This is a genomic window from Nostoc sp. (genome assembly GCF_036917975.1).
In the GTDB taxonomy this organism is placed as follows: Bacteria; Cyanobacteriota; Cyanobacteriia; order Cyanobacteriales; family Nostocaceae; genus Nostoc.
In genome coordinates, this window is the sequence record NZ_JBALEJ010000089.1 from 40,413 (window position 1) to 58,391 (window position 17,979).

A 17,979-nucleotide genomic window follows, 5' to 3' on the forward strand; every position below is an offset into this window, starting at 1 on the left:
GAGCGTTTTTAAGCGTCGTTGTTGTGAATGTTACCACCTATCTGGTCTGCGTTGACAGTGTTGGTATCTACTATGCCACCTGCGAACTGCGGATTCTGCATATTGTAGTTAGAAACTTTCCGTGGATTTTCTGCCAGTGCTTTTTGGACTGAACCTTGCTGTTCTACTATGTCAAACAGGCGGTTAATTTGTACTTCCTGTTTGGAAATTAGGGTATCTTTATCCTCAAGTCTTGCTTGGTACTGTGCTTCTAATGCTTTAGCCGCAAATTCATACCCCTGCATGAACTGATTGTGGATTTTTGCTTTATCTGCATCAGGGGCAACAGCTACTCTGACTACAAGAATGCCATCGCCTTTCTTCTCAATGCTTTGGACATCCAATTGTGCGCCCTGGTTTTCGACTTCTACTTTTTTGAAGGAGTAGGCGAAAGCGTCCCAGTCGATACCGTTACGAAAGATTAGATCTATGGTTTCTAGAGATTTTTGGAACAGCTTGGCGAATTCACCAGGGGCAAAATTTCCACTGCTAGGGCGACGTTCTTGTTGACCTTGGCGTAAGTAGATGTAGTCACAAATTATATTATCAAGATTTGTAATGCTGTTGATATTCCAATCTTCTATACAAGCTCCCGTAAATTCTGCTGCATTAAAATTAGTTCCTAATGCTTGAGTTCTACTTAAGTCTGCCCTATTAAGATTAGTATTTTGAAGGTTTGCCTCATTAAAATCTGCCTTATTAAGGTCTACCTCACTAAGGTTAGCTCTAGTAAGGTTAGCCCCACTGAGGTTAGCTCTAGTAAGGTTAGCCCCTGTAAGGTCTACATCACTGAGGTTAGCCCCACTGAGGTTAGTCCTACTGAAGTTAGCCTTACTGAGGTTTGCCCTACTAAGGTCTGCCTGAATGAGTATTGCTTCATTAAGGTTAGCTCCACTAAGTATCACTCCACTGAGGTTTGCTTCCTTAGGTGTTGACTGGCTAAGGTCTGCCCCAGTAAGGTTAGCTCCAACAAGTTTCGCCCCACTTAGGCTTGCTCCACTCAGGCTTGCTCCAGTGAGGTTTGCTTTACTAAGTGCTGATCTATTTAGGTTAGCCTCACTAAGGTCTGCCTCATTGAGATTTGCTTTGCCAAAATTTGCTCCACTAAGGTTTGCTTCACTGAGTATTGCGTTACTAAGGTCAGCTTCATTTAAGTTTGCTTTGCTAAGATTTGCCTTATTAAGGTCAGCTTCTTTAAGATGTGCTTTACCAAGATTTGCATTACTGAGGTCTGCTCCACCGAGGTTTGCCCACATGAGCCGAGTCCATTGGAGGTCTGCTCCACTTAATTTTGTTTCAGCAAGGTTAGCTCCTGTAAGGTCTTTGGTACGAAAAACTATCTCGCTAAGATCAGGAACTAAAGTTGGGTTGTTTTCTCTCCACTTATTCCAAACCTCTACCCCTTTTTTGAGTATTGCAAAATGTTTTTTATCTGCCATCCATACAATTCCTCTAACTTCATTATTTTATGCGTCATTATTAACAATAACGAGTGTTATATGGCATCTTGCTACCCTTCAATTGAAGCCAGCAGTATATTCACTAAAGGATGGTCGATTAGTTCTTTAAATGCTTCAGTTCCCCCAGCCTTCAATGCACCAATTACTCGCGCTTTCAATGTTGGGTTATTTTCAATCTCGTCTACAGCCTTAGCCACAGCGATCATTTTCTCAGAAGTAGTTGTAGTGGGGTATGTCTGCCCCAATTGATTGAGAAGCTGCTGAATCTCTGCTGCGGCTTCTGTGAGATTCTGCTTTTGTTCAGTGGAGTAGTTGGTGATGTTGCCGCCGATTTGATTTGCGGTTACTGTGTCTGCGTTGACTAGACCACCAGCGAATTGAGCGCCTTGTAAGTTAAAACTAGAACTTTTATTACTTACCCTTTGTTGGTTATTTTCACCCTGAACATTATTAATATCGCCATCAACTGAACCACCAACTGAAAAGCCACCGGGATTGTTAGTCATAAAACCTACCTGCTCAACGTTTGAATAAAAGCTAGGACGCTCTAATGCCGTCATCACCATATTTTCTAATCTGCGGATTTGATTATCTTTTTCTGCTAGCAGTAATTTAATCTCTCGCTCCGGCAAACCTTTTATCTGATTATAAGTGTCAAAATATTCTGCGCTCAGTTCAGACTTATCAGCCATAGCTGCTGTTTTTGCACGAAGCAAGAACTTATCTTCGCCTCGCACTTCCATTCCCACAATCCGCAAATCTGCTTCTGGGTGATTTTCGGCTAGCTGCTTAAAGGAAATAGCGATCGCTCTTGGGTCAATTCCTTGGCTGTGGTAAAGGTCGAGGGTGTCAAAGATTGGTTTGATGAAATCCCCAAACTCTCCCGGAGCAAAAACTTCTTTGTTGTTATCAGGTTTGCGGAGTGGGTCAGGATTCTCTCTTGTGGGCAAGCGCATATAAACGTACTCACATCTCACTACGTCGAATTTCGTATCTTTGGTAATACCCCAGTCCTCAATGATGGCTCCGGTGAGAGTTGCGCCTGTAAAGTCAGTGCCGTCGAGTTGGGTTTGTATGAGCTTGGCTCTAGATAAATCTGCGTTTTGTAAGTTGGCTTCACTCAAGTCTGTACCAATAAAACTGGCATCGGCTAAGTTAACTCCTTGTAAATTCACACCTCGCAAGTCTTGACGATTAAAATTCTTGTGCTGTCCTTGTTTGTGTATCAACCATTGCTGTAGTTGTACATTCCCTAGATAAGTTGTTCCTGAACGTATACAGTCAAGTTTTTTAGCCTGATACCAACAGGTATGAGTCAGAACAGCATTTCTCAAATCACTGCTTTTAAGTATTGCTAGGGTAAAATTAGCATTGGTTAAGTCAGCACCACGAAAACTTGTGCCTTCTGTACTGGCAAAAGCAATGGTAATCTTCCAAATCCAGCGAAAACGTTTATCCTCATTTAAAGCCAACTGACCAACATAAGAACCCAAAACTGCTCCAACAAGTCCTCCAACGATCCCTCCAAACCATGCCCCACCTCTAACTAGCCTTCCAAGTATTCCATCTCCAATTAATCTCGTAGAAAATGTTTCATTCCCTGTTACAGAAGAATTCAAGGCCACTGCTAAAACGAAAAGCATAGACATTACGCCAGATACAACCATAGCCCCAATCTTCGCTTCGGGTTCATCCACTGCTGCTGCTGGTGCGCCAACAGCTACCACAGCTAAAACAATGGCGACGGCTGCGACTAATTGCACATTTACAGCTATCGGCCCACAAGTAACATTTAGAATTGTACGGATGAAGCAAATAAAGAAAAATGAAGCTAAGAAAATAGTAAATATACGCGGTTTGAGAGAAAGGAAAAAATATGTTGCAAAAGTAATAGCAATACCTGCTGTGAATCCTGATAGTCCTGCTATAAGAAACAAGAATAGTGAGAAAATAAATATTCCGTAGCTTTTCAGCCCAGCTTTTGCCTGATGAAAATTAGCCCCTCTCAAATTAGCCTCACTAAAGTCAGCCCCTTGAATATCTGCATAGCTAAAGTTAGTCTCAGTCAAGTCTTGACCTTTGAATGAACGACCTCTGAGATTCTGGTGAGAGAAGTCTTGGGGCATGGCTAGGCTTGTAAAGGCGAGGGTTTATCTTACATACAGCTTAACTATGGGCTTTTACGAACTGTAACACAAGATTTCTGTTACAACCCGAAAACCGATGTCGTAGAACCTATTGCCCGGTATGTCCCTGCTACAAGACGCAGAACGGCAATACCTCGGATTGTAGTGCCAGGAACCACCGCGCAACATGCGGAATTGATTATTATTCTCGCGGCGGTCTATATCTATCCAAGCGCTGCCGTCCGTGGGAGCGCCTTTGTAATCAGTGTGCCAGTGGTCATAGCACCACTCCCAAACATTACCGTGCAGATCACACAACCCAAAAGCATTGGCAACCTTAAACTTGCCTACTTGTGTTGTTTGATTTACAGACTTACCTTTAGGAGCATCACCGTAAGTATTCTCAGCACTGTAATTTGCTAAATCTGATATAATCGTTTCGCCAAAGTGGAACGGAGTTGTCGTGCCTGATCTACAAGCGTACTCCCATTCAGCTTCACTGGGCAGTCGGTAATATCTATTAGTCTGTTTAGACAATCTATCACAAAACTCTACTGCTTCATACCAAGAAATTTGCTCTACTGGTAAATTATCTCCTTTAAAATTCGATGGGTCGGGTTTAAGTTCCCGGTTTATTTGTTTTAAAGCTGCGACAGCCCGCCATTGTGTTTGAGTGATGGGGTACTTGCCTATAAAGAAGGGTGCAACTGTGACTTCATGGAGGCTTTCATCGTCGTAACGTTGGGCTTCATCTTTTGGTGAACCCATCATGAATTTACCACCGGGAATGGACACCATTTCTAAGCTGACACCATTTCCTAAATCTTCGGTAATATACTCGGCTTGACGCTGTTCACGTTTGATTTCTTTTCCTTGGGCATTTACCGTTACCACTTCAAATTCAAAAACTGGTCGCTCATCTTTGCGGATAGAGGTCGGCTCTAAAGCTACTGCTCTGTCTCCTCCAGGTGAAGCAACGGGTTGAGTAATTGATAAAATCTCGGAAATAGAATTGACGGGCTGTACTTGGCGTTGAGCTATCCTTTGAATTGCTCGAATTGCGTCTCTATCTGCACGAGATACTGCCAATACTCTAATCCACAGTTGTTCTGCTACTAATAAATCTCCCTCATTCTCAGCAATAGACGCTTGATATTTCAACGACTCTGCATCTTTTATTCTGGCTGCTTGTTCTACTAAGATGTAGTACATCTTGTAGGGTGGCTCCGCTTTCAAATAAGGATTTTGTTCAGATTTTTTATAATTAGCGTTTAATTGGGGTACTCTGTAACGTAAATGTTGTTCTAAACGTTCTACTGTGGCACAATTAGCCTCCCCCTGGATTCGCAGACCTTCTAACAAGCTATAGGTAAACGAACCGTGTTGTAATTCATCTATCTCCCAAGACTTTTGGTTTGGCGCACATGAGTAAAAGGTGATGACTCCCTTATGTTCCTGCGTTCCTACCCCTAACCCAGAGCGATCGCCTTCATCTCGACAAGCGTCTATTAACAAAACTACATTGTCTGCCCCACACCGCCGTAGCCTTTGGGTTACATAATCCACAGAGATCGCTGTTGTCTGATCTATTGGGTCACTATCCAAAAACATCAGGTAGTCTTGGTCTATAAAGCGGTTACCATGACCTGCAAAGAAGAACCACAAATTATCTTCTGGTTTCAATAATGGTTCTTCAAACTGTGCATTCAAAAATCGTTTGAATCTACCTTGTGTCGGCTGAGTTTGTATTGGTGGATTTGTTTTTATCGCCGGAGAATCTTCTGTAAACAAAAAAACTTGGTCAAAGTTCGCTTCATCTTCAAACCAAGTCTTCATCGCCTCAGCATCTCGCTTGGCATAATTGAGTGGCTGAAGATTATCGTAATTGTTGATTCCGACTACAATTGCCCAATTTTTACCCATGTCTCTATTGATTATTTCCGCTTGAATTTGAAAGTCATTGCTCCTTTAGCACCAGCTTTTCCCCCACCAATGCCAAGCAAGCTGATTTGTCCTTCTCCAGTTATTTCTACTGATAACTCTACTTCATCAAGCTGTATCTTAGAATCCGGTTCCTCAGCTTCCTCAAGTATTTCTCTCATTGCTTGCAGAAACCCTTTCATTTCCTGTTTGAGCTTCCCTACTTCTACCGCTTTTCGTCTGGTAATTACTAATTCCGTTGTTTCTGTGATTTCTGCGCCAAGCCTTCCTCCGATATCAAAACTACCTCTTGATCCTCTTGTAACTGCTTCATGGCTAGTTGCAGCTTCGGTTTCTTCTGTAATAATCCACATCATTTTCGGAGTGGGGATTTCTGCTGACATAAGATTTCTCTATTCCTCTCGGTTTAACTGGTTTTTAGCAATTCTTTTACCGTTGTCAATCTCACTTCCAGGTCTGCTACCTTTTGTTTTAGTGGCAATGCTTCAGCGCATCCCAAATAATGAGACAACGCACCAACTACTACATCCGTTTTGGATGCACCTGTTTGTTCGGCATACTTATTCAGTTTCTCCAGCAGTTCTGGGGACAATCTAACTACAATTTGAGGTTTGACCATTGCAGACAACTTTTTGATTAACTGCATGACTCTGCATTACTATTATTCAGTATGATTACGTAAAATAGCAATGTGACTCGCAAAACTCTTAATTCCGCCGAATTGACTGTTGTTCGCTCATTTTTGAAGTGTGAGAGAAATTAATCTGCCCCAACTACACAACAAATTTATATTTACTTCTGCTGCAAAAAGCTTTGGTAAAGTTTCCTTGTTTGCTTGATCCATCAGATAGCATTACGTAGTTGAACAGTGGTACTATTTACAGGAAGTCCGTACAGCACAGTGGAGTGAATCAGAAATCTGACTTTTCCCGTGATCTCGTTGACGGAGCGAAGGCTTAGGATCACTCTATTCAAAATCCCTATTCTCTCGTGATTTATTGTCATTAAATTTAATTTGTTGAGAATGAGAATAGTGTCAAACCCGTAGAAAAAATGCTTGGAGATTCGTAGTAGTATCCGCATGATTATTAGTATCAATTTTTATACACCGAAAAAATAGGAGTAATCGGAATGTCTACATTTACCGTCACTAATACGAACAACAGTGGTGCAGGTTCACTGCGGCAGGCAGTTCTAAATGCCAATGCTTTGACAGGAAACGACATTATCAATTTTGGGGGACTGTTTACAGATGGGGTGGCTCATACCATCAATCTGACTGGTAGTGGTCTGAGTATCACAGATAACCTAACCATTGAAGGTACAAATCCGAGCAAACTAACTATTAAGGATGATAGTGCTTCTCGTGTTTTTGACATCAATAGTGGTGTAACATCTGCAATCAACGGGCTGACTATTACCAATACATACGATGGCGCAGCAGGAGGTGGTGCGATCTACAACGGGGGCGTCCTTACACTGAGCAACAGCATCATCACTGGCAACACAGTCAATCCAGAGGATAATGGACTTTCATCCAAAGTTAACGGCGGTGGCATTTATAACACTGGCACCCTCACAGTTAACTACAGTAACATCACTGATAACAAAAGCTTTGATTCGTCGAATTTTGAAGGTAACGGCGGTGGGATCTACAACACTGGCACCCTCACAGTCAACTACAGTAACATCACTGGGAACTCGGCGACAGGTGATAGTTACCGCGATATAGGTGCATTAGGAGGCGGCATTTATAACACTGGCATCCTCACAGTGAAGGGGAGTAACATTAGCAGCAACAACTCGATAGATTTTGGCGGTGGCATTTATAATACTGGTAGCCTCACGGTGAGCAACAGCAGCATCAATAACAACACAGCATCTCAGCTTGGGGGTGGGATCTACAACTTGGCCACTGCGACTGTGAATAACAGCACTATTAGTGTTAACACGGCAATCGGAGGCGCTGGGATCGAGTCCTCCGGTACTCTCTCAGTAAATAACAGTACCATCAGTGCCAATTCGGCACGGACAGATTTCGGCTTCGGCGGTGGGATCGATAACTCCGGCACTCTCTCGGTGAATCACAGCACCATCAGTGGTAATCAGGCATATTTTGGCGGTGGGATCAGCACCCAAGGCAGCCTCTCGGTGAATTACAGCATTATCAGTGGCAACACAGCAACCGAAGGTGGTGGCATTGGTTATTTAAATGACTTAAAAAACATCCTTTCGGTGAGTCACAGCACCATCAGTGGCAACACAGCAACCGAAGGTGGTGGGATCTACAACTTTGGTTACTCTGCCGACTATGGCAGCCTAAGGATAACCACTAGCACTATCAAAGACAATCATGCAACCACTGGAGGTGGGATCTACAATAATGGTATCCTATCGGTTACTAACAGTACTATCAGTAATAACTATGCTAGCGACGATGGCGGCGGCATCTATAACTCTAGCTCTAACGGGAATGGCAGCAACAATAAATTAGGCGTTGTCACCGTGAGTTATAGCACTATAACTGGCAATACAGCAGGCACAGCCGGCGGTGGGATCTACAATAATGCCGATGATGGTGGTGACTATTCTCACACTGTTACATACGAGCAATTAGGCATCGTTACCGTGAGCCATAGCAGTATAACTGGCAATCAGGCACACTTAGGCGGTGGGATCTACAATGATGGCACCCTAACGGTGGGCAACAGCATTATCAGGCTCAATAAAGCTTTCGGGATCGAACTCAGTTCTGGTAAATTCGAGTCTGGCAAGGGTGGCGGGATTTACAACTCTAACTCTGGCTATGCCACGGACACATTAGACTACAGCACTATTGCTTCTAACTTTGACACACCCGAAGAGGATTCAAATAAGTTTATCAAGCTTGATAATCTCGTAGGTAAATTCATAAACATTGGTTCAGTCGTGAGAGTTTAAATATTTACTTTAATATTTTTTACAAAGCGATCAAAAATTATCACCAAGCCAATCAATAGCTTGGTGATAATTCGTTCATAAATGTCGCCAAAACCTCTTGCTAATAGCTTTGAGACTAACAGTTTTTGTTTCAGATTTTGGCGATGATTTGGTCTGAACAGTAGTTTGCGACAATCCCGTTTGGATTGTCGCTTCTGGCAACTGAGTCTCCTGCCTCCAGCAGAGCTGCCTTCTGAACTAACTTAGCGATCCCGATCCTCGTCATGTCTCTCATGTCTCTCATGTCTCTCACGCCATTCACGTCTCTCATGTTCTCGACGCTGCCATTCACTACGCTCACGTTCTTCACGTTCTCTACGTATAAATGCTAACCTCGCTTGTTCTTGTTCCCGCCACTCATGTCGGTCATTGTTTCCAAAAAATACTTCGACTTGAGCAGATGCACGCTCTGCTAAAACACTCGAAGTTAGCAAAATGCCTAACAAGCAAGATGAGAGAATTCCTTTCATGTTCATAAGTATATACCTTTGATTGAAGCAGAAATCTATAGTCTTAGACTGCTTTCCTTCACAAAAGGTTCATTTTTTGGCAAGTAAAAAACCGTAGTAGTAAAATAGTATGGCGTAAGTAGGCAAGAGATACTCGGTTAAAGGGGAAAAATCCAGAATATTACTTTCCTGACTTAAAATAATTAAAGACTATTTGAATGAGGCGATATATCGAGTTGGGATCTTCTTTGGCAACAGAGAATCAGAGCAAATTGGAAGTATAGTCGCTCAAAAAAATACTAAAAAATAAGTGATGCAAACGTCAATATTTTGCTGTCTTGTGGGAAGTGTGAAAGATGGGTACTTATGCAGTAATGATACAAAGATTAAGGTAAAGGGGAATTCGGAATCCGGGGATGGAATCTGGCAATTTATCCCCGTTACAGACTCAAATGGTGTCGTGATGGGCGCATCCGATGTTTTTAGAATAGAGGAAATTCAAGCGTCGATTTGCATCGGTAGAGTAGCCCAATTCAGTAAACACGGCACTGCTCTAATAAAAGTTTCTGAGCGTTGCAAAGTGACATTGCACAGTTCGCGGCGGTTGCAGACTGGAATTATTTATAGGTTTGAGCTTGAATTTAGAGACGGCGGCTTACATATAATATCTGAACAGAGTGAAAATATAATCGAACTAGCACCAGAACTTCTTGCATTTCAACAACCAAATAATCGCAAAAGCCTGGATCAAAATTGGGCAGCAAGATTAGAGCCACAGATTTATGAACATTACCCTGGAATTCAACTCAAAGCAGCTATTCTGAGAAAGGGAATTGTTGAGTGGGAAGGGATGGTTGATAATCGCAAAATTAGAGTACAGGGAGAATCTGGCTCAACAGCATTAACCTTCCATGAGTTCACTCCAAAAATCAATTGTCTTGTAGAAACGCATCCAGATATCTTACGAGTAACTCCCCTTGGTGCAGCCCGTTCAATTGGTGCATCTTGTTTGAGAGTAGAGATTGGCAATTATGAGATAGTTCTGGATGCCGGAACCAGACCCAAAGGTAGCAATCCATTACCTGCATTTGAGTATCTAGAAAACCCGAACCTAATCCTGATTACTCACGCTCACCAAGATCATATCGGCGCACTGCCAGTGCTGCATTCAATGTTTCCCACAGCCGGAATGATCTGCACTCCTGGCACACGGGAAATTGCACGGGTCATGTTGTCGGATTGTTTGAAAGTGCAACAAAATAATGAGGATTATGAACCGTTATTTGATGAAACTGAACTCCAACAAACCCTACTCCAGTTAGACACGCAACCGATTGGCGCAGAATTTGAACCATTGCCGGGACTGAAAGTTCGGTTTATTAATGCCGGACATATTGTGGGAGCCGCCTGCATCCATCTGCAATTAGGTAATAAAAGCTTGCTGTACACTGGGGATTACAACTTAGCCAACAGCCGCACAACTGAAGGATTAAAACTCACAGACTTACCCCAGGTGGATATGTTAATCACAGAGGCTACCTATGGAGCCAGCGTCCACTCCAAACGGAACGAACAGGAGTCAGAACTTGTTGCAAATATAACTCAAGTTGTACAACGTGGTGGTAGTGTTTTAATCCCAGCTTTCGCCCTTGGTCGCGCCCAAGAGATAATCCTCGCCCTGAAAACTAGCTCTACATTTCCCGATAACATACCTATTTACATTGATGGGTTAGTCCGGGCTGTAACAGATGTGTTCGCTGATAATCTTCAATTCCTGCCCAGGTCAGTACAAAACCTCGCCAACGCTAGTCGCACAGAGCCGTTTGCTGACAATATCAAAGTGATCCCCATTAGCGATCCTAAAGAACGACCCCTGGCGATGGCAAAACCCAGTGTAATTATTGCATCAAGTGGAATGCTCACCGGCGGACCATCAGTCTATTATGCCCAAGGGCTTCTAGAGCGAGAGAACGCGGCGATCTTCTTTAGCGGCTATACGGATGAAGAATCCCCAGGACGCTTGCTGCAAGAAATGAAAACTGGTGAGGTGGTTACAATTGACGAGAAAGATTACACAGTTAAAGCTACAGTCAAGAAATTTAATCTCTCAGCCCACACGGATCGTGCCGGAATTGGTTCGGTAATTGCAAAAGTGAAACCACGGCATTTAGTTCTGATTCACGGGAGCAAAGATGCGCTGCACGACCTTGCTCGAAGTGATTTGCAAAAACATTATATTGTCCACATTCCGAGTGTGGGAGAGATTATAGAATATGGTGTTTTTCCCAAATTTCTGACCAACTCAACTCAAATCGCACTCAGTCACGAAAAGGAAATTCAACTGGAGATTATTTCAGAACATGATGGCGCTTGGATTCGAGTTCCCCAAAACGTAGTAGAAGAAGACCCCCGGTGGCAGACACTTGGACAAATGGGGGCTGTTCGGGCTAAATGGCACAATAATGGGCTGATGTTGATGCCAGTCACTGCAAAGACGATCGCACTTGAAAAAGCGAAAGCCGGATTAACTGACTGTTGTGCTAAGTGTCAATTTTTAAAGGCAGGTTTCTGCAATCACGAAGATAGCCCAATGTACCAATTGTCAGTCGATCCAAATGGTGTATGCCCGAATTTTGTAATCAACAATAATACAGTCATATAATTTATTTCATGGAGCTTTCCACGTTGAAGGACGTATTGGGGCTGTGATTTATTTCGAGGATATAAAAATTGCGTTAATTGCAGTGTCGGCGGATTATCCCCCCACCGATGCAGTTAAGTATTCACGTAATTCTTTGATGATTCAACTGTCGGCTCCTAATGGCAACGATCCCGCTCCTGAAAGCATCTTCTAAACCTAAGCTTGCTGCTTCTAGAGTTTCTTGGAGTTGCTCGTCACTGAAATTTACGCCGGCCGTTCGCAGTGCTGGGGCATACAAATCAAATAATTCTTGTTCTACTGAATCGGCAGACCAGAACCACATAAGAAAAAGAAAACTCCTGCTGGGTGGCTAAATAAAATTTAGCATTTAGCATTTAGCGTGGGAAGTGTTGATGTGGGGACAAGTAGCGATCGCCTATAAACGAACACTATGTCAATATTTCCTCGCCTATAACTCGTCCAAGAGGTTTTTTATAATTGAAAGTGAAAGTGTTACCATTTTTAATCGCTTGTCGCATCTCTTCGCACATTGGATATTCATTCACGCCGCTCAAACTTACCCAAGTTTTAGATCGAGTAAGTGCAACTCTCTAGCTGGTTACGAAGGCTTATACTGCTGGCAGAAAATTTGACCCCTAAAAACTTTTCAAACACCCTCTAAGCAGTAACTAATGCCCTTAATTCCTCAGTTTTTAATCTTGGACCATAGGATGTAACAATCTTAGAAGCTGCGGCCGATGCTAATTTTCCGGCTTCTTCATAGCTCATACCTTGGGTAATTCCATAGAGGAAAGCTCCTGCATACATATCTCCGGCTCCTACTGTATCTACAGCTTTGACTTGAGGTGCAGCGATTTCGATTAATTTCTGACCATCAAATACTACTGAACCCTTGGCACCGCGAGTAATGGCAAATTTCTTACTCAGAGTTTTTAGTTTGTCTACAGCTACTTGAAAATCTTGTGTATCTGCTAGTTCTAATGCTTCACTTTCATTAGCAAAAATCAAGTCTAAACCAGACCCAATGATGTCTAACAGACCATCTTTAAAAAACTTCACCATGTTATAATCAGATAGGGACATGGTGGTTTTTACTCCCGCTTTTTCAGCTATTTCTCTAGCCTTTATAGCTGCTTCTTTTGCTGTGGTAGAAGTCACTAAATATCCTTCGATATATACATATTCTGAATCAGCAATCGCTGATGATACTAATTCTTGTGTAGAAAATTCTCCAGTAATTCCCAAAAATGTATTCATGGTGCGATCGGCATCGGGAGTTACTAACACCAAACATTTACCTGTAATTCCTGATTGGCGGTCGCCATCTTTTAAGTTGGTATCTACCTGAGACTTGAGTAAATCTTCGATGTAAAAGTCTCCAAATTCATCATTAGCCACTTTACAGGAATAAAAAGCTTTTCCTCCTAGTTGACTAATTGCCACCATTGTGTTAGCGGCTGACCCTCCACAACTCTTATGGCAATGAAGATTTTTGAGATTTTCCAAAATATGATTTTGACTATCTTCATCTAGGAGTGTCATTACACCTTTATCAATCTTTAACTCTTGTAGTAACTCTCTTGATACTTCGTATTCTATATCTACTAAAGCATTACCGACACCATAAACATCATATTTCTTGCCCATTTTTTATCTCCAAGAATAATTTCTGTCTGACTCGAACAAAACTGATAATAACAGATAGACAACTCTCTAAGAGTTGCTTGTCGATAATTTCGTAGACCCGCATTTTTTCATGGTCTTTGGGCTACAGCAGTTTGATCTGTGCAAAGAAAATTATCTCCGAAAGCGGGTTGTTTATTTTCAAGCAGGACTCTGATAAATTCATATTGTGCCAGGGTTAGGTTGCTGGGGTAAGCTTTACTCATGTCCCTCTCTCGGTGCTGTTTATTATCTATTCACAGTGTATACCGAGAGAGCTTTTTTACAACCTAACCGACTTTTCAAACACCCTCTAAAGACCCTGATGGTCATGATTTAGAGTTAATTTTGTTTGGGCCTGATAAAGGACAAGATAAATGGCATCAAAATAGCCATAGCTTGTTTTTGGGAATCGATCATAGTGCAATCGCAATTTCCAATACCGAGCAGAGTCTACACTTTTACCGCGACCTCCTGGGAATGCAAATTGATAGCCGCAGTCTTAACTGGCGTGCAACCCAATCTCGCTTGGATAATTTACCAGGAGCCGAAGTCAAAATTACAGCATTGCGACCTGTTCAAGATGGTGTGGGAATTGAACTGTTAGAGTATATTGTGCCTGGAAAAGGCCGCCCAATGCCGAGTGACTGGAAAAGTTGCGATATTGCACATATCCAAATTGAGCTAGTTGTAAATAATCTTGAGCAGTTAGTGGATAAGCTATGGCGTAACGGAGTTCAGTTTGTATCGTTGCGGATTGTACAGTTTAGCGATCGCTCTTTTCCTTACAGGCAGGGTTGTTTAGTTAAAGACCCTGACGGACACGCAGTCTTGCTGATTGTGGAATGATCTAAATCGAAATTTTTCAACAGTTTATTTTATACCGCCCTTGCTCTTCCCAAAATATTATGTTAGCGTTTTATTGAATGAACGTTCAATCAACGAGATATGCAAGGAAAAAGTTCACGACAGCAACAAGCTGTCGTGCGACGTGAACACCTAGTAGATACAGCATTAGCGCTGTTTTCCGAGCAAGGTTATGATGCAACGAGCATCAAGCAGATTGCAGTAAGGGCGGGTGTAGCAGTGGGACTGCTATATCACTACTTTCCAAGTAAGAGCGAGGTGATGAGGGCTGTTTGGGAACGGCACAGTTTTTTGCCAGAGTTACACGGGTTGCTTTTGGTTGAACATGGCGAGGTGGCGGCACACGTTCTGCAAGAGGTGGTAGAGAGGTTTTCGTCCATGCTCGATGGCAAAGAGGCGTTGTTTCGTCTCATGGTGCGTGAAAGCCAGAATAACCCCGAAGTTGCAGACTGTCTGCACGCGATCATGGAAGAAAGCATCACGGCGTTGGGGGCTTATCTGGAAACACGCGTTCGGGTTGGGGAACTGCGTCCCCACGATGGAACTTTGACCGCCAGAATGCTACTTGGAACAGTTTTGACCACGCACTTAGCGCGGCTGCCGACTCGCCCGTGGGCGGAAATAGTTGCTCAACTGCTAGACGGCATTAATTCTCACCCAGACTGAGATTAACTTTCATTGGAGGTTAAACACATGGAGACAACAATGAAAACGGACGTTATTATCGTCGGAGCAGGCCCCACCGGGCTTTCACTCGCCGTACAATTGATACGTTACGGCATCAACTTTGTAATCTTTGACAAAAAACAAGGTATCACCGATTTGTCAAAGGCTCTGGTTGTTCACGCCCGTACCCTGGAGATTTACGACCAAGTAGGTCTAGCTCAACAAGCTGTTGCAGACGGCGAGATCGTGCAGAAAGTCAACCTGATGCATGACGGCAAAATTAGCGCCCAAATCGATTTTTCCAACTTCGGCGGACAACTCAGCCCTTTTCCTTTTATGCTCGTTTTTGAACAAAACAAAAACGAGCGTCTGCTTTACGAGCATCTTCAGCACAATGGCAAAGAAGTTCAATGGCAGAAAGAAATGGAAAGCCTAACCCAAGATGCAAACGGCGTGAAAGCAGTTCTAAAAAATGCAACCGGCGAAACACAAACCATTGAAGCCCAGTATCTAGTGGGTTGTGACGGTGCAGGTAGTCCAACGCGCCATCTCCTCGACTTCCATTTTGAAGGTTCGACTTACCCACGCCTGTTTTATGTCGCGGATGTGGATATGGAGTTCCCAGCAGACAAGGCAACGTTTTACGTCACTCTGGCAGAGAACTCCTTCGTGTTGATCGTTCCCATGCAAGGCGAGAAGCACTGGAGATTAATCGGCAACCTGCCTGAATATGATGAGCAAGGCGATCGCGAAGTAACCTACAATGAAGTAGAAAACAAGGTCAAGCAATTGGTGCAGCGACCATTGGAGATTACAAACGTGCGCTGGTTTTCCAGTTACAAAGTACATACTCGTCACGCCGAGAAGTTTTCCAAAGGTAGATGTTTTCTGGCTGGCGATGCGGCGCATGTTCACACACCTGCGGGGGGTCAGGGAATGAATACGGGTATCCAGGACGCTTATAACCTGGCATGGAAAATCGGGTTTGTTTTGAAAGGCTATGCCAAGGATTCAATTCTGGAAACTTACAATGAGGAACGTCTTGCCAATGCGAAACGGCTCTTGCAGACAACTGACAAGTTTTTTGATGTCGCGGCGGGCAACCGGTGGTATCTACAGTTTTTCCGTGACAACATTTTGCCAAGCCTCGCTAGTGTTGTAACACGATTTAGCGTAGCAAAAGAGTTTATCTTTCAGCTAGTTTCTCAAATCGGGATAAACTACCGCAACAGTTCTTTAAGTCTGCATCAAAGCGATTCTCGTGCCGAGAGGCTGCACCAACGATCCTTTGAGGTCAAAGCTGGAGACCGAATGCCCTATTTTCTGGCGGACGGCACAAACGTTTACGATCACCTCAGCGCTCCGAAATTCCATCTACTTATGTTCTCCAATGGGGAACACGGCTATGAAGATTTGCAAGCGGAACTCGCAAACAAATACGGCGATTTTATCGATTTCAACGTTGTTCCGCTTTACCCACGCGTCGTGGAAATCTTCGGCACTAATCAGCCTTTCAAAGTTTTACTAAGACCAGATAACTACATCGGACTGATCTCTACAGAATTATCCTTGGAGGATCTCAAAGCTTATATGGATGAGTTTATCACAATTGAAAAGAAGCCCAAAACTCTGTCTGTTTAGAGCTATGAGAATACAATCTATTTAGCGATCGCTCATTGAAGATACTAATGTATCAGGTCAACGGCTAATTTCCCTAATATTATTAATCTCGCTTGCCTATACTGCTGCAACTATATCTCGTCAAAAAATTAAACGCATGGGTGTTCAAAAATATGTTGGACGAATTAAAGAATCCTTAAGGACTGTTCGACGACATTGTAGTTTTTATATTGGGCTATATGGACACAATTGGGTCAATTTCACAGAAAGTTGCGATGAGTTACTGACTGAATTATTGAGATTAAATCCTAATAAACGGAAGTACTACCAACAAGGAGAGAGGGCTATGAGGCTTATTATATCTGCATCCTAGCCCTTTTTGTCCCCCCGTAAGCTCAGAAACTCTACAAAAGAGTTTGTGAGGTGTAACTCTGACACGCAACCCGTTATTTCGCACTCTTGTGAGGCGGCGATCGCTCCCTTGGTGGTCGCGTCGCCTCAGTTTGTTCAAGGCGTGTCAGAGTTGGAGAAAGACTTACCTGCGGTAATGGACTGCACGACGCTGGCGCTTGTGGATGCTGCATCGAGTCAATCTACTTCTCCGTTAGCTGAAAACCAGAATTGTGGTTTTGAGCCGAAGGACTGTCATGGAGGTGCTTGTGCCGCCGCGCCCGTCGCACAGAATTTAACTGACTTGGAAGAACAAACCCAACATAGCCTTTCAACTTCGTTATTGGCTGAAAATCAGGATTGTGGTGTTGAGCCGACAATCTTTCATGAAGGTACTGGTTCCGCCGCGCCCATCGCCCAAAATGAAAAATCTTTAACCCTCTTTGGTCACTCTGGGAAAAGAAAAATCAGAGCCAAGTTTTCAACTGTATATAGAGCCAGCATTTGAGCGTTTATTTTCTAACAGAATGACTTAAATCAAGGTTTTTTCGCAAAATTATTATTCTGTAAGGATTCTAGATTATTCTCTAGCAGAAGTGATAAAAGAGGGTTAAATTCTGCGATGCCTGCGGCGGGCGTAGCCATCGCTAATCAAACACCAGAGCTTGTAGAACAGGATCACTCTGCTACTTTGTTGGTTGAAAACTCAGTTTCGGGTGTAGAAATCAAAGCGGATCATGAAGGTGAAAGTTCCACCGTGCCTGTTGCCAATCCTGAAAAAGGGTCACATGAGGCGATTGTTGCGCGGTCAAATATGCGACCTGTAAGAAGGGAGAAACTGAATCGAGCGGCGAATTCAGGCGACAATCCGGGGTTTGATTTTTTGCAGGAGTGCTGGAATGATGATCCGGCTTTGCAGATTGTGATTAAGAAGTTGCTGGCGAAGTTTCCGCAGTGGGGGATTGCGATCGTGGATGGGGTGTTGGTTAGAGGATTAGCTAGGAGAGCGGCAAGACTTTCTCTGAACACTATGTCAATATTTCCTCGCCTATAACTCGTCCAAGAGGTTTTTTATTGGAAGTCCCTTATCCTCTGTTATCTCCAAATTTTTGGGTTTG

At 43.2% G+C, this 17,979-nt stretch carries 15 protein-coding genes and 1 pseudogene; 8 read left to right on the forward strand and 8 right to left on the reverse strand.

All coding sequences use genetic code 11. The features are described 5' to 3' along the window. Positions 1–8: 8 nt before the first annotated feature. The 5 genes from V7K76_RS29070 to V7K76_RS29090 all read right to left on the reverse strand — a co-directional run bounded on the left by V7K76_RS29070 (position 9) and on the right by V7K76_RS29090 (position 6,212). Complete coding sequence (locus V7K76_RS29070) at positions 9–1,478, reverse strand: pentapeptide repeat-containing protein (RefSeq protein WP_334778242.1); 1,470 nt, start codon at positions 1,476–1,478, stop codon at positions 9–11. Positions 1,479–1,549: 71 nt separating this feature from the next. Further along, entirely contained in the window at positions 1,550–3,625 is a 2,076-nt protein-coding gene (locus tag V7K76_RS29075; RefSeq protein WP_334954037.1) for a pentapeptide repeat-containing protein, read from the reverse strand. 54 nt (positions 3,626–3,679) lie between these two features. Then, on the reverse strand, positions 3,680–5,548 hold the full coding sequence (locus V7K76_RS29080) for an SUMF1/EgtB/PvdO family nonheme iron enzyme (protein WP_334777628.1): 1,869 nt from the start codon (positions 5,546–5,548) through the stop codon (positions 3,680–3,682). Between the two features lie 11 nt (positions 5,549–5,559). Continuing rightward, positions 5,560–5,949 (reverse strand): Pepco domain-containing protein, encoded by a 390-nt coding sequence (locus tag V7K76_RS29085; RefSeq protein WP_334777629.1) that lies wholly within the window; start codon positions 5,947–5,949, stop codon positions 5,560–5,562. 23 nt (positions 5,950–5,972) lie between these two features. Continuing rightward, on the reverse strand, positions 5,973–6,212 hold the full coding sequence (locus tag V7K76_RS29090) for a DNA-binding domain-containing protein (RefSeq protein WP_334777630.1): 240 nt from the start codon (positions 6,210–6,212) through the stop codon (positions 5,973–5,975). A gap of 485 nt (positions 6,213–6,697) precedes the next feature. Between V7K76_RS29090 and V7K76_RS29095 the strand changes: the two genes are divergently transcribed. Next, positions 6,698–8,506, forward strand: a complete 1,809-nt coding sequence (locus V7K76_RS29095) for a beta strand repeat-containing protein (protein WP_334777631.1) — start codon at positions 6,698–6,700, stop codon at positions 8,504–8,506. Positions 8,507–8,748: 242 nt separating this feature from the next. Here V7K76_RS29095 and V7K76_RS29100 read toward each other — a convergent pair whose 3' ends face one another. Then, on the reverse strand, positions 8,749–9,021 hold the full coding sequence (locus tag V7K76_RS29100; protein WP_334777632.1) for a hypothetical protein: 273 nt from the start codon (positions 9,019–9,021) through the stop codon (positions 8,749–8,751). Positions 9,022–9,343: 322 nt separating this feature from the next. On the opposite strand from V7K76_RS29100, the gene V7K76_RS29105 reads away from it, so the two are divergent. Continuing rightward, the gene (locus V7K76_RS29105; protein WP_335030330.1) at positions 9,344–11,656 is read left to right on the forward strand and encodes an MBL fold metallo-hydrolase; all 2,313 of its coding nucleotides are present in this window, start codon (positions 9,344–9,346) and stop codon (positions 11,654–11,656) included. A 121-nt stretch (positions 11,657–11,777) separates the two neighbouring features. Here the strand turns inward: V7K76_RS29105 and V7K76_RS29110 are convergent, their stop codons facing one another. Both V7K76_RS29110 and V7K76_RS29115 read right to left on the reverse strand, forming a co-directional pair. Further along, positions 11,778–11,978, reverse strand: a complete 201-nt coding sequence (locus V7K76_RS29110) for a hypothetical protein (RefSeq protein WP_334777643.1) — start codon at positions 11,976–11,978, stop codon at positions 11,778–11,780. A 335-nt stretch (positions 11,979–12,313) separates the two neighbouring features. After that, entirely contained in the window at positions 12,314–13,303 is a 990-nt protein-coding gene (locus V7K76_RS29115; protein ID WP_334777642.1) for an adenosine kinase, read from the reverse strand. Positions 13,304–13,666: 363 nt separating this feature from the next. Here V7K76_RS29115 and V7K76_RS29120 point away from each other — a divergent pair, with 363 nt between their 5' ends. From V7K76_RS29120 to V7K76_RS29145, 6 genes and pseudogenes are all read left to right on the forward strand, one after another. Continuing rightward, entirely contained in the window at positions 13,667–14,167 is a 501-nt protein-coding gene (locus tag V7K76_RS29120; protein WP_334777641.1) for a VOC family protein, read from the forward strand. Between the two features lie 99 nt (positions 14,168–14,266). Continuing rightward, positions 14,267–14,851 (forward strand): TetR/AcrR family transcriptional regulator, encoded by a 585-nt coding sequence (locus V7K76_RS29125; protein ID WP_334777639.1) that lies wholly within the window; start codon positions 14,267–14,269, stop codon positions 14,849–14,851. A gap of 27 nt (positions 14,852–14,878) precedes the next feature. Beyond that, on the forward strand, positions 14,879–16,492 hold the full coding sequence (locus V7K76_RS29130; protein ID WP_334954120.1) for an FAD-dependent monooxygenase: 1,614 nt from the start codon (positions 14,879–14,881) through the stop codon (positions 16,490–16,492). A 34-nt stretch (positions 16,493–16,526) separates the two neighbouring features. Further along, positions 16,527–16,844: pseudogene (locus tag V7K76_RS29135) on the forward strand (IS4 family transposase); the annotation flags it as partial. 45 nt (positions 16,845–16,889) lie between these two features. Then, on the forward strand, positions 16,890–17,369 hold the full coding sequence (locus V7K76_RS29140; RefSeq protein ID WP_334777637.1) for a hypothetical protein: 480 nt from the start codon (positions 16,890–16,892) through the stop codon (positions 17,367–17,369). Positions 17,370–17,483: 114 nt separating this feature from the next. Further along, the gene (locus tag V7K76_RS29145; RefSeq protein ID WP_334777636.1) at positions 17,484–17,915 is read left to right on the forward strand and encodes a hypothetical protein; all 432 of its coding nucleotides are present in this window, start codon (positions 17,484–17,486) and stop codon (positions 17,913–17,915) included. Positions 17,916–17,979: the final 64 nt, after the last annotated feature.

Excerpts from the sequence above, each read along its gene's own strand:
- V7K76_RS29090 (WP_334777630.1), bottom strand. The coding sequence starts at position 6,212 with ATGCAGTTAATCAAAAAGTTGTCTGCAATGGTCAAACCTCAAATTGTA.
- V7K76_RS29080 (WP_334777628.1), bottom strand. The coding sequence starts at position 5,548 with ATGGGTAAAAATTGGGCAATTGTAGTCGGAATCAACAATTACGATAAT.
- V7K76_RS29130 (WP_334954120.1), top strand. The coding sequence starts at position 14,879 with ATGGAGACAACAATGAAAACGGACGTTATTATCGTCGGAGCAGGCCCC.
- V7K76_RS29075 (WP_334954037.1), bottom strand. The coding sequence starts at position 3,625 with ATGCCCCAAGACTTCTCTCACCAGAATCTCAGAGGTCGTTCATTCAAA.
- V7K76_RS29145 (WP_334777636.1), top strand. The coding sequence starts at position 17,484 with ATGCCTGCGGCGGGCGTAGCCATCGCTAATCAAACACCAGAGCTTGTA.
- V7K76_RS29100 (WP_334777632.1), bottom strand. The coding sequence starts at position 9,021 with ATGAACATGAAAGGAATTCTCTCATCTTGCTTGTTAGGCATTTTGCTA.
- V7K76_RS29085 (WP_334777629.1), bottom strand. The coding sequence starts at position 5,949 with ATGTCAGCAGAAATCCCCACTCCGAAAATGATGTGGATTATTACAGAA.
- V7K76_RS29070 (WP_334778242.1), bottom strand. The coding sequence starts at position 1,478 with ATGGCAGATAAAAAACATTTTGCAATACTCAAAAAAGGGGTAGAGGTT.
- V7K76_RS29095 (WP_334777631.1), top strand. The coding sequence starts at position 6,698 with ATGTCTACATTTACCGTCACTAATACGAACAACAGTGGTGCAGGTTCA.
- V7K76_RS29115 (WP_334777642.1), bottom strand. The coding sequence starts at position 13,303 with ATGGGCAAGAAATATGATGTTTATGGTGTCGGTAATGCTTTAGTAGAT.
- V7K76_RS29125 (WP_334777639.1), top strand. The coding sequence starts at position 14,267 with ATGCAAGGAAAAAGTTCACGACAGCAACAAGCTGTCGTGCGACGTGAA.
- V7K76_RS29110 (WP_334777643.1), bottom strand. The coding sequence starts at position 11,978 with ATGTGGTTCTGGTCTGCCGATTCAGTAGAACAAGAATTATTTGATTTG.